General features: G+C 56.1%; 13 protein-coding genes. All 13 read right to left on the bottom strand.

Going from position 1 to position 10468, the window contains the following annotated elements; genetic code table 11:
- Positions 1-105: 105 nt before the first annotated feature.
- Positions 106-1050: a Rad52/Rad22 family DNA repair protein gene (locus tag VMU57_RS10840; protein WP_325383288.1), complete on the bottom strand. Its 945-nt coding sequence runs from the start codon at positions 1048-1050 to the stop codon at positions 106-108.
- Positions 1051-1218: 168 nt separating this feature from the next.
- Complete coding sequence (locus VMU57_RS10835; RefSeq protein ID WP_325383286.1) at positions 1219-1707, bottom strand: single-stranded DNA-binding protein; 489 nt, start codon at positions 1705-1707, stop codon at positions 1219-1221.
- A gap of 39 nt (positions 1708-1746) precedes the next feature.
- Positions 1747-2427: a phospholipase D-like domain-containing protein gene (locus tag VMU57_RS10830; protein ID WP_325383284.1), complete on the bottom strand. Its 681-nt coding sequence runs from the start codon at positions 2425-2427 to the stop codon at positions 1747-1749.
- Between the two features lie 10 nt (positions 2428-2437).
- Positions 2438-2719 carry a hypothetical protein gene (locus tag VMU57_RS10825; RefSeq protein WP_325383282.1) on the bottom strand — a complete coding sequence of 94 codons (282 nt, stop codon included), beginning with the start codon at positions 2717-2719 and terminating at the stop codon, positions 2438-2440.
- The gene (locus VMU57_RS10820; RefSeq protein ID WP_325383280.1) at positions 2716-3345 is read right to left on the bottom strand and encodes a hypothetical protein; all 630 of its coding nucleotides are present in this window, start codon (positions 3343-3345) and stop codon (positions 2716-2718) included. Before VMU57_RS10820 ends, VMU57_RS10825 begins: the two co-directional genes overlap by 4 nt.
- Positions 3346-3366: 21 nt before the next feature.
- A complete protein-coding gene (locus tag VMU57_RS10815; RefSeq protein ID WP_325383278.1) occupies positions 3367-4368 on the bottom strand; it encodes a TOTE conflict system archaeo-eukaryotic primase domain-containing protein in 1002 nt (333 codons plus the stop codon).
- A gap of 128 nt (positions 4369-4496) precedes the next feature.
- On the bottom strand, positions 4497-4892 hold the full coding sequence (locus VMU57_RS10810) for a hypothetical protein (RefSeq protein ID WP_325383276.1): 396 nt from the start codon (positions 4890-4892) through the stop codon (positions 4497-4499).
- A 116-nt stretch (positions 4893-5008) separates the two neighbouring features.
- Complete coding sequence (locus VMU57_RS10805; RefSeq protein WP_325383274.1) at positions 5009-5218, bottom strand: hypothetical protein; 210 nt, start codon at positions 5216-5218, stop codon at positions 5009-5011.
- Positions 5219-5320: 102 nt separating this feature from the next.
- On the bottom strand, positions 5321-5620 hold the full coding sequence (locus VMU57_RS10800) for a hypothetical protein (protein WP_325383272.1): 300 nt from the start codon (positions 5618-5620) through the stop codon (positions 5321-5323).
- Complete coding sequence (locus VMU57_RS10795; RefSeq protein ID WP_325383271.1) at positions 5613-5873, bottom strand: hypothetical protein; 261 nt, start codon at positions 5871-5873, stop codon at positions 5613-5615. The genes VMU57_RS10800 and VMU57_RS10795 overlap by 8 nt, the downstream gene beginning before the upstream one ends.
- A 683-nt stretch (positions 5874-6556) precedes the next feature.
- Complete coding sequence (locus tag VMU57_RS10790; RefSeq protein WP_325383269.1) at positions 6557-7411, bottom strand: hypothetical protein; 855 nt, start codon at positions 7409-7411, stop codon at positions 6557-6559.
- 481 nt (positions 7412-7892) lie between these two features.
- Positions 7893-8714: a hypothetical protein gene (locus tag VMU57_RS10785; protein ID WP_325383267.1), complete on the bottom strand. Its 822-nt coding sequence runs from the start codon at positions 8712-8714 to the stop codon at positions 7893-7895.
- Positions 8714-10468 (bottom strand): type IV secretory system conjugative DNA transfer family protein, encoded by a 1755-nt coding sequence (locus VMU57_RS10780; protein ID WP_325383265.1) that lies wholly within the window; start codon positions 10466-10468, stop codon positions 8714-8716. The genes VMU57_RS10785 and VMU57_RS10780 overlap by 1 nt, the downstream gene beginning before the upstream one ends.

Raw genomic sequence — 10468 nt, 5'->3', positions numbered from 1 at the left:
CGGATGGACATCTCGATGCACTCATCGGACAATCCTTCCGGCGCAAAAGAAGAGAGGCCCGCGCACGGTGCGCATGGCCTCTATTTCTTCTGCAGGTTTGGGGGTTCAGGCAGCAACGCCCAGAGCTTTGTTCTTCAGCTCCGCAACCACAGCCTTCAACACCTTGAAGGATGAGATCTTGTCGACCGACTGGACGTTGTGTGCATCGAGTACGCCGTAGAAGACGTCCTCGTGCACTTCTTCAGCCAGGGCACGCACGCGACTGATGCCGCGATCGACGGTCTGCAACTGATGCAGAACCCACTGCTGCGCGGCGACTCCCGGGAGCTCGCGCGCATTGCGGGCCGAGCCGCCTTTGCGAAACACTTCGAAGTACAGCGCATCGCCGACATTTCGCCGGATACCTTCGATCTGCTTCGTCAGCTCGGTATCAAGCCTCTTGTTTGCCGCCTGATCCGCGCCATCTTGAGGAGCGGAATGGTTGCCTTTCGCTTTCACAGAAGATCCGGCTTTGGTTTGTCCCTCATTCCGGTTGAGTGGGACGACCCCGGCTGGGAGCGCCCACGTGGGCAAGGTCGGAAGGCTGACCGGATGCCCGTAATCGTTGAGGTTGACCCACATCTCGGAGAAGTTGTAGAAATACCGGCCGAGACCGAAACAGGAGCAAGCGCGTTTGAAGGCCTGGGCCTCTGCCCGCGTCATAGCATTGTCATCGTCCGCCCACATTTCCCCGCTTCCGCTGTGAGCGCCGAGACCGTGAATCGAAACGATGCAGGTAACGATCACCTTGCCGGTCTGGATGGCCTTGTCGCGTTTCAAGCGCGTGACGGGAGACAGCGTTGTCACCTGGTAAGCGCGGGTCCAGCCTGCCGGAGTGAAGATGTCGTTGAGGCGATCGGTATAAGCGCGCTGGTCACCGTACGGAATGACACGGCCCCGCTTCCCATCCTTGCTCTTGTTCGTGACGCGCCAGTGGATGGCGTCGGGATGGAAGGGAACGGCCAGCTTCTCGAGATAGCTCTGCTGTTCTGTTGAAAGTTCAGGTTGCATAGAATGGTCCTTTCAGGATGGATTGAGGCGAAATGGTGAGGCGTCGAAGGGAGTGAAAACGCCAGAGGCGCTCTCGGGAAAGGGCGCCTCTGGCGAGTGGAATGTCGGAATCGGTAGAGTAAAAGAAACTACCTACACAGGCGACGAACGGAGCAGCTTTCAATCCGATTAAAACGGGACGTCTTGATCTGTGATCTCAAGATCTCCATACTCGTGCTGGTTGTTGTACCCCGAGCTTTCGGAATCAGAATAGCCGCCTGAAGTTCTCCCAATGCTTCCGGAATTCGAGGAACGCGAACTGCCGCTCCCGTTCTCGCCTCCGTGGCTATCGCCCAGCAGCGTCAGGTCGTTGACGATGATTTCGGTCCGGTACTTCTTCTGGCCGGAGTCTTTGTCATCCCAGGACCGGGTCTGGATCTTGCCTTCGATCATGACCTTCGATCCCTTCTTGACGTAATCGCGAATGACTTCCGCCGTCCGCTTGAAAGCGACAAGGTTGTGCCATTCGGTTTTGTCCACCCACTCCTCGCCCTGCTTCTGCCGGTCGGCGGTTGCGAGGGAGAAGTTGGCGACGGTGACGCCACTTTGCGTGGCTCGAATTTCCGGGTCTTTGCCGGCGTGACCGAGCAGAAAGACTTTATTCATTCCTTTTGCCATACGATTTTTCCTTCCTTGTAGTGCTGGTTGTGGAGCAATTTACTGAACGACAAGGTTGCCGGGCCGCTTCCACATCTCCGCGAAGTCGCGCTCGAAATCCTCAATCTGGCGGGTATCCCGGGTCACGGTGACCTGATTATCCTGATAGCGCGCCGCCGACACCGACCAGTTGCCGGACCCATCCCGCAGGACGCGATCGTCAAAAAGTGCCATTTTTTCATGCATTAATTCGTCGCTGCCCTTGACCCGCACATGAATGTTGCGGTGGCCGGAAAGGATCGCCATAACCTGAGAGCCTCGTGCCTGTTCCTGCTCGAACTGCCCTCGATCGCGATAGATCCATATCTGAACTCCGCGGGACGCGGCGCGGACGAGCGCCCGTGCAATCGCCCGGCCCGTAAAGGCGTACATGGCCACCTCAATCGAGGAACGCGCGCCATTGATCAGACCAATATCGATTCGCTCTACATTCTGGCCGGGAGAAAAATAAATCTGCTCATCACCGGCCAACCGCCCTCCCTGGAGAGTCTCGGTGTTGCTGGTGCCAAAAGGAATGTCCGTGCCGGCGTTGGCAACCATTGGGGAAAGCCGACTGCTGGCATGGGTAAGTAGAGCAGAGAAAGAGGTATGAGGAACCTGCGGCAGTTTGTCTCTGTGCCGCACGGCCCAGAACAGGGTCGCCCCCGCGCCCAGCAGTAATAGATTTCGGAAGATACGCATGGAAACTCCTTTATTGCTGATGCATCAAGCCGATAATCGCGAACATGGCCGCCAAAAATGAGAATTGATTGAGTAGCTTGAATTGCTCGTACTTCCCTTCCAGTTCTTCGTCCGTTTCATCGCCCGCAATGCTGAGTTCGATGAAGAGCCGGAGGATCAGTGCGACCACAAGCAAACATCCTGGAATCAAGACGGTGAGATGGTTACGCATGTGAACGGCAATCCAGATGACAAGCAGAATGCCGCCACAAGTCTGAAGTCTCTGACCCAATCGGGGATGCTCTTTGTTCATAGCGTCACCGCCACTTCTCGCCCACTTCGAATCCCTTGTTCCAGCAAATGACAATGTTTGCAGCCCAAGCAGCAAACCGCTTCCGTAATTTTCAGAAGCACATCGAGAAAGGCTTCCGGCGGCAGCTCGTCTTCGCCGTTGCGCTTGAGAAACCGTGGCCAGGCTCCGCCGCGAAAGGCTGAGTCCCTTCCCCAAAGTTCTGTCGCCAGTGTGCCGGCCCGGCGAAAGAAGACGATGCCGCTTTCAAGATGAGGGCGTGTACCCGGTGTACTGGAGAGCGAGTGCCGGGTGATGAGCACATCGTAGGTGTTTTCATAACGATACATTTCCACCCGGCAGAACTCCGGCTCGATCACAACCGCATGAACTCCATTGGGCATGAAGTTCTGCACCCGTTGCGTCCAGGCCAGAGGCTGGCCCTTGACACCGCAAAAACCGACGTAGCGGCCGATACTCGCGACCGCTCCACCAGCCTCTTCGCCGCGCAACAGCCATTGCCGGCCCTGTTGTTGGTAGACGACCTGGAGCGTGGCACGGCTGAAGATACCGGTCTTGCGGATCTCCTTCCGTGTCAGTTCCGGCAGGGTGAGGCCTCGTTGGGCCATGAGCGTGAGCCGCTTGTCCATCGTTCCCCTCTCCTTTACGGGTTACCGTTGACGAATTGGGACGCCAAGGGCATCCCGAATCATTTCCTTGGTGCAGCCTGCCCAACACTTGTAAAAGCGAGGATCTCCAACCGAAATGGCGAGGTTGTCGCCAGACCGGTCGTGTCCCTGCTTCGCGCAGGATGGGCATTGCGTCCACCAGTTATTGCTTGCCTTCCGCTTCACCTGAACGTGATCGAGGATCTGAAATCCACGACCGCTCTCAAAAGGAACCGCGGGCTGCTCGATCTTCGGACGTGACTGAAACTCCTCCGGGATGCTAAGTCCCTCGATGAACGTCGAGAGCTCCTCAGCCGTGAGCCGCCTCACGCGTCGCAAATAGGCAAACTGCGACTTCAGATCGGGAGCGGCATCCTCAAACCAGTAGCGATGCATGTTCGCTCGATGGACACCGAGAGGCCCTCGAATGGCGTTGCCGAACTCGCCTTCTCGCAACTCATCCTGACGGGGAAAGATTTCGATTCCATCCAATTGGTTAAGGGTGCCTTTGATCGGCACGCCCAGGCGGAGCGCAAGGTTATAGATGTAGGTGCGGCAGTCGTTCGCCGGCAGCGGCTCCTCGCAGAGTATCCAGAGGTGGGCGCCGCGCCGCGACATCTCGAGCGCGGCTTCGACACCATCCTCCTTCAGCTCCAGCTTCAGTGCCGCCAGATCCCGGTGCGCCCGCTGGTAATCGGCGTCGATGGCCACCCATTTTGACCGCTGGGTTTCCGGGTTGATGGCATAGAGACCGATGGTTTGAAGACCGCTCAGGTGTTTCCGTACCGTGCTGGCGTCGAGGGCCAGGCGCTTCTTCGTAAGCCGCTCTTTCGGCTGGTAATAGTAGTAGCGCTGGTTATCGGGGTTGGGCGTGTTCGATTGTCGTGTATAGGCCCGCCGATTCACAAACCACGTCATGTACTCGGGAACGAGGGCCGGATCGACCTTCAGAATCTCAGGCGTGGGTCTGGGTGGGATCCAAGGGGACGTTGCCGCAGTGAACATGGTTTGCTCCTTTCGTTTGAGTGGTTGTAAATCGGGTTCAAAATTCAGTCAAATCGGGAGACAAACGCTCGCTTTCGGGGTCTCCACTCCCGATCTGACCAGATAAAGGACCGGGAAAGCCCCGGCATTCAGGCATCGCAATGCTGTGCGCTGCGACTTCCGGCGCGATCCAGCAGATTCGTCCATCTCAGCAGCCGATAGGCCCACACGGCCCGGTCGAAATCGGGACCATTCAAGTCGTCGTCGCGGTCGAAGCGCAGCCATAGAAACACTTTGGCGGCCTCGTTGTAGACGTAAATCGCTCCGGTGTTCGGGCGATGCGGAATACTTTGCAGGAAGATCAGCCCGCCATCGGTTTCAATCAGACGTTCGGCTCTCGCTTCTCCAGCCTTCAGAAAAGCTCCGAGTATCTCCCATCGAGAGGAAGACTCATTGATGCCGGGCAGTCCATCGGCGGTGAAAAGATAATCGACGCGTAGTCTGCCGAGTAGTTCTCGTTTGGAGTAGCGACGTTGCGTTTTCATGGGAATGTCCTCTCTTTGGTTGGATTTGGGCAGAGATTGCCGGTGGAAGTACGTGAAAAGCCGATTTCCTGTTGCCAGTCAGTCCGGCTTTTCGGTTGAAATTTCGGGGGACGGGTTTAGTGCAGGAAGTAGATTCCTGACTGGAGCGCTGCTTTTGCATCCGCCTCGGTCCGGTAGTAACCGGACTCCCGGGAATAGGGGCCGCAGTCCCAAACCGTTCCGATGTAATAGCCGGCTGCCGAGCGAAGCACTTCATCTTCCATGTGCTTCAGGCAGTTCCGGCATGTCCTGGGCGCGCCGCTGGCGATGGTTTCTCCTGGCAGCATGGGGTCTCTCCTTGAACTCAGGTGTTATGGGCACAACAAAAAAAGCGCCAGCATCGGCGCCTTTAGAGTGAGGGGTGAAATGAAAGTTGTATCGGGCTGCCGTCATGAATCGTCGCGGCGGCAGAAGCGAATCACAGCACAAATCTTAACCGTGCTGAAGGATTCCAGGTGGTGATAGAACGTGGCTTCAAGCCTTGCACTCACGAAGCGTTGATAACCGGCGCGGTCGCCCACGCGCATGGCATCCAGCGCTTCTACGCAGGGCTGGCCGGTCCTCCGGTCGAATGACGACAGGCGGATATAGCAGGATTTATTGAAGTGAAAATTGCTCGGGTGAGATATGGGTGAAGAACGGGTTTCCCTGGGACATTTTGCAAACGAACGTCCCTTGCGATCAACCATCGACTGACAGAACCCGCCCAAGTGCGTGCGCTTTGGAGACCTCGACATACCCAGCGTCCGAGTTCTCATAGAACAAACCGGACTCCGCATCAATGTACAGATAACGCCTTGTGCCTCGATGCTTGTAAAGCTGAAGTGTGCCAACCCTGCCCATGTGCATGAATTGGTCGATCGATCTCACGTCCATATCGAACAGCGTTTCAAGAGGAGACCAATCCGGTTTCTCATCGACGACCTGCGTGCCACTGCGCATTTCACTGCTCCTTTCCCAAGCAATTGATCACCACGCGATGGGGCAATCGGCGGATGAATCTTTGGATCGGACCGCGCATCTGGTCGATCGAGCACTGTTGGAATTGCGCGGCTGGAGACTTACCGCCGTGCCGAACCATCTCCAGATATGTGTTGCTTGGGTTCCGAACAACGCGCAATAGAAGACCAAACCGTGCGGCCATTTACCGTGCCCAGTCCAGCGCTGGAACCGGACCAACGTGCTACAAGCCGGTGCCCGCATGACACAATAGGTCGGAATCGCTGGGAATTTCCCGCCTAAAAATCTCAGCATTCGGATGCTGTCTTTGCCGCCACTGACGTCCACCACCAGGACGGCTTGCTCACGATTCTCTGTGATGATCTGCTCTGAAGAAATCACTGAAAGCTCCTTTCTGCCGCGAAAACATAAATCAAGGTCCAAAACCATCGTTTTTGCATTCCAACATCTGGGTAGTCAGAAATAACTCTTTTTGTATCTGCCACTAACAGCGGAAAAGGGAACGCACCGGGAACGCACCGGGAAGGGATGGAAAGAGTAAAACAACACTGGGACAAGGCTCTGACACAATGACCGGTAATGAATTTGAGTGAGTGCTCGTTCCAAAAAACAGCGCCTCTCATTTCGAAAGGGAGCATCTGCAATCCAACAAAAACCCGGATTTCTTATCCTTTAAGTGGCGCAATGGTCATCATAGCTTCACGCAAAGAGAGGGTTTCACGCATCGATCCATACGCGAACAGAAGCATGGTCTCCAGCAAATTACTCCGCAGTTTTGCGGAAGAAGCGAAGCACATTGGAAGTGCCGGGTGATTGAATGCGCGCGACAAGGTGAACACAAGATCGAGGGTTGACGTGAGATAAAGCACCATATCGATCTGGCCTTCGTCACGAATCGCTCTCTGAATTTCCTTATATCGGTCGGCGGATTTGAGCGTTCTTTCGTATTCAATGGCGATTTTCAGGGTATCCTCCGCTACTTTGATTTCGGCGACGGCATCGTAGTCCTTGGCAAGTGGTGAGCCAATCACATAATTCAAGGAGATCAATTCCCGATCCGACTTCCAACTCTTCAGGTCTCCCGATCTCTTGAACGCTTGCTGAATTTTGTTCAGTTCGAGAAAATGAGGCGCCTGCAGGACGCTCGGCAGGTTACGAGACCCAGACGTGACGTTCACCAGCCCTTCTCCGTAGCTCTCTAAGGTAGCCAATCCGAACCTTGTGATCGAGTAAACAACCCCGTTATACGGGGCTATCGGCGGCAGCTTGCGTATGTACGCTCCCCTGATCAAGCGCCGCAATCTCCAGTTGAAACAGCGGCGATCGCGTTCCAGTTTTGCATCGATCATCAGTTGGAATAACTGATCGTGCGACACGAATGTGGCATTTCTCGTCGCCAGAAGGAGTGGCAAATCCCGTTCTACGCCGAGGCGTAATCCTTCTCTCTGGATGTCCCCGTCGTCGTAATTGCTCAGATGCTCCCTGTCGTCCTGGTCAACGTAGCTGTTGTACTTGTCCATACACACCTCCACTCTCCTAGATTCGTCTTTACGTATCCGTCTGGCGGGACGAGCAATAGTGACTCCTGCCTGTCACGAAATTCGCTCGCCGCAACAATCCGCACACCCTTTGATCGCCACTCCGAATCGAACGATATGCGACCGTGTTCCTCGTCCGATATACGAATCAAGAGAAGATCTGCCAGCGCATTGGCCTGTATCTTTCGCGTCAGCAGCAATCGGTTTTGCACCCCATTCCGCTCCGGGCCGGGAGAAAAGAACTTGCGTTGCTGTATCTGGTCTGGTCGGATTCGTTGCTCCAAACAGCTGCCAACATTGAACCGGACCACGCCAGCCACCAGCCAGTTCCGGCGCTCGCGCGAACCCGAGATGAAACCCGTTGTGTTGAACACGGCCGCTTCAGAGGAATACCGAGCGGAAGAATCCGGATGATTCCCGGGCCGCAGCCACCACAGCGAGCCAAAGCTGAGACAGTGAAGGATCACGCCTGTCTCCGGCTTGGCGTTTTCCCGCGCGCCTCTTCCAAACTGTGGTGGGCCCTTGCGAGCTGCGTTCTCAGGTTCGAGATTTTCTGTTCGCCCGCTTTTATTTGCGCAGTGCTCTGTCGCAATTGTTCACGAAGCTGTTCGGCGTTGCCCGTCGTCGCCGCCTCACACTCATCCTCTTCGACAACATCAGAGGCGGAATTGGGATCGGCTATCGCACTGGGTGTCTCTTCTTCATGCACATCGGCTGTAGATTTTGTACGCTGGGCATGGAGCAATTCTGCCGTCTCAAGTCCCGCTTTCGATTCGGCGGGGGGGGCCTTTTGTATGCTGGCCTCTCGCAACTTTGCCAATTCAACTGTCTGTGCGTTGTACCGCCGTGCAAGTTTGTTGTGCATTTCGATGGTTTCAAGCGCCTTGGCGCGGGAAGTCACGTGGCTGTTGTAGAGCTGAGCCAAGATGTCTCCGGAAATACTCAGACGGAGGTCGCGCTCCCTCCAGAGCCACATGATGTACATGATGGCCAGCATCAGAAGCACAGTCAGGACCATCGAACTGCGCCAATAGAAGTTGTCAATCGTCTCCTCAATGGCCGCTAGTTTCCCCTGATCGATCAGTTGGCCGTAGTTCTCATTCTGGGGATTGATCTTCTCGAGGGCGGCGGCGACACCGCTTTGCCGCGATGCCCTCGCTTCCATCGCAACCCCAGGGTCGTACAAACTGCGCGGCAGATATCCGTTTGCCGTGGTTGCTCCCGTCTGTCCAAAAGCCAGCATGGGAGCCAGCAGCAGAGCACAGAGAATCGCTTTCTTCATCATCACTTGCTCCTTTTCCGGCCTTGCCGGGTGCGCTTTTCTTCAAGATCTGGATTGGAAAAGCGAAGATTTAAGCCGTCGCAATCGTCCGTGCAACTGACATATTTCGGATAAAGATTCTCCGGAACGCCGGGAAACCAGTGCCGGAACGGCTGACGGATGTGTACATGCCGATGCACAATGCCCTTTATCCTGTCGGGGAAAAGCATCTCCATCTGGCCGGTTGGCATACGCTTGATATGCTCCTCCTGGGCCAGCGTGTCCTTGATTTCGGTCTGGCTTCCCTCTCCTTCTTCCTTGTAGGTGGGTTGGAAGACGCCCGCCCGCCGGATACGCATAGAGCGCCGCATCTGGCGGATTCGCGACGAGGCTTTCAAAAACTCCTGGGCCGTTTCCTCGTCCTTGATGCGCAGCATGAAGGTGGTATTCGGCGCGCTGGCCACATCCTTTCGAAAGCCGCGGCCGACCTGGAGCAGTTGTGGCGCGCTCTGCAACGCAAACAAAAAGGCAACGTTCGCGCCCCGGGCCGTGACCAGAATGTGCGCGAAGTTCTCGTAGGCGAAGGGCGAGAACTCATCCATGATGACGCTGACGAAGGGCTGCTCCTTGCCTTTCTGCGCCTCAGCATAGCGTTTGCCAATCATCAACTGAAGGTTCTGGAGAAGCATCCGGCCGAGCGCCGTCACCGCACGCTCGTTTACATTCACGTTCAGGCTGACGTAGAGAATCAGCTTTTGCTCGATCACATCGTCGAGCGAGAGCAGGTTGTCGTAGGGGCCGGTAATGATGGCGAGATCGTCGGCCATGAACGTCATCAGGTTGTTGATGAGACCCTGGATTTTGGCGACACGTTCCCGGTCGCCGAAGGATTCGAGCAGGTTGCGCACGCTCATCTGCAAGGTCAACCGCTGCTGATCTGTGATCGAATCCGCGTCGCGGGTCCGGTCCATCGCCAGCTTGATCTGCTCGCCCAGAATGTCCTGGTCGTAGGCCGCGACCAGAACGTCGTGGAAGTTAAAGCGCTTGCCGGTGTAGTGGAGGATGCGGGCGATGTTTTCGAGGTACACCCTTTGGTGCCCCTCGAAGAAATCCTTCTCCATCTTGAAGCTCTCGAAGATGAAGCTGATGTGGTCCTCATAGCTGCCGTCGATCGACCAAAAGGGATTGTAGCTGGCGGAAATGTCCGGTCGCATGGGGTTAATGACGCGCAACTGATGGATGCGTCCGGCCGCTTCCATGGCTGGAATTAGTTTCTCGAATAGTTCCCAGTCGCCCTTGCCGTCGATGAAGATAATCGGCGCTCCGCTGGCGATGTCCTGCTCGGTAACACCGTGGAGCAAGGTTGTTTTGCCTCCGCCGGTCATACCGAAACAATTGGCCTGGTAGGTGCGGGTGTCGTTCGACCACGTAATTGGCTCGCCGTAGATGTCATAGCCCAGCAGGACGGCGTGGTTGTCCCGCGCGTGTTCCACATGCCGGCGGTCCTCGGAAGGCGAGATGTTTGGGATGGGCCGCGGCCAGACTTCTTCCATCTTCGCCTTCTTCGTTGCTTGAAAGCGGAGCCACTCATAGCAAAAGGTCGCGGCCAACAGCGGATAGATCGTGAGTTCGACCAGTTCGTCGACCCGGATGTGGAGGCGGCTATAGGCGATGTAGTAGACGACTCCGGCGACGGCAAGAATGAGAATCCAGACGAGGATTATTCCATCCTCGGCATCCCTGCGGGAGCGTGTTCGGTTTTGCTGGGGTGCTGGCAT

Source organism: Edaphobacter sp., assembly GCF_035532915.1.
Taxonomy (GTDB): domain Bacteria; phylum Acidobacteriota; class Terriglobia; order Terriglobales; family Acidobacteriaceae; genus Edaphobacter.
This window is presented reverse-complemented; position numbering and strand designations above follow the sequence as displayed.

What these genes read in the sequence shown, in the direction of transcription:
- VMU57_RS10810 (WP_325383276.1), bottom strand. Translation starts at nt 4,892, where the DNA reads ATGAAAACGCAACGTCGCTACTCCAAACGAGAACTACTCGGCAGACTA.
- VMU57_RS10825 (WP_325383282.1), bottom strand. Translation starts at nt 2,719, where the DNA reads ATGAACAAAGAGCATCCCCGATTGGGTCAGAGACTTCAGACTTGTGGC.
- VMU57_RS10815 (WP_325383278.1), bottom strand. Translation starts at nt 4,368, where the DNA reads ATGTTCACTGCGGCAACGTCCCCTTGGATCCCACCCAGACCCACGCCT.
- VMU57_RS10840 (WP_325383288.1), bottom strand. Translation starts at nt 1,050, where the DNA reads ATGCAACCTGAACTTTCAACAGAACAGCAGAGCTATCTCGAGAAGCTG.
- VMU57_RS10780 (WP_325383265.1), bottom strand. Translation starts at nt 10,468, where the DNA reads ATGCCAGCACCCCAGCAAAACCGAACACGCTCCCGCAGGGATGCCGAG.
- VMU57_RS10790 (WP_325383269.1), bottom strand. Translation starts at nt 7,411, where the DNA reads ATGGACAAGTACAACAGCTACGTTGACCAGGACGACAGGGAGCATCTG.
- VMU57_RS10835 (WP_325383286.1), bottom strand. Translation starts at nt 1,707, where the DNA reads ATGGCAAAAGGAATGAATAAAGTCTTTCTGCTCGGTCACGCCGGCAAA.
- VMU57_RS10785 (WP_325383267.1), bottom strand. Translation starts at nt 8,714, where the DNA reads ATGATGAAGAAAGCGATTCTCTGTGCTCTGCTGCTGGCTCCCATGCTG.
- VMU57_RS10830 (WP_325383284.1), bottom strand. Translation starts at nt 2,427, where the DNA reads ATGCGTATCTTCCGAAATCTATTACTGCTGGGCGCGGGGGCGACCCTG.
- VMU57_RS10805 (WP_325383274.1), bottom strand. Translation starts at nt 5,218, where the DNA reads ATGCTGCCAGGAGAAACCATCGCCAGCGGCGCGCCCAGGACATGCCGG.
- VMU57_RS10800 (WP_325383272.1), bottom strand. Translation starts at nt 5,620, where the DNA reads ATGGTTGATCGCAAGGGACGTTCGTTTGCAAAATGTCCCAGGGAAACC.
- VMU57_RS10820 (WP_325383280.1), bottom strand. Translation starts at nt 3,345, where the DNA reads ATGGACAAGCGGCTCACGCTCATGGCCCAACGAGGCCTCACCCTGCCG.
- VMU57_RS10795 (WP_325383271.1), bottom strand. Translation starts at nt 5,873, where the DNA reads ATGCGCAGTGGCACGCAGGTCGTCGATGAGAAACCGGATTGGTCTCCT.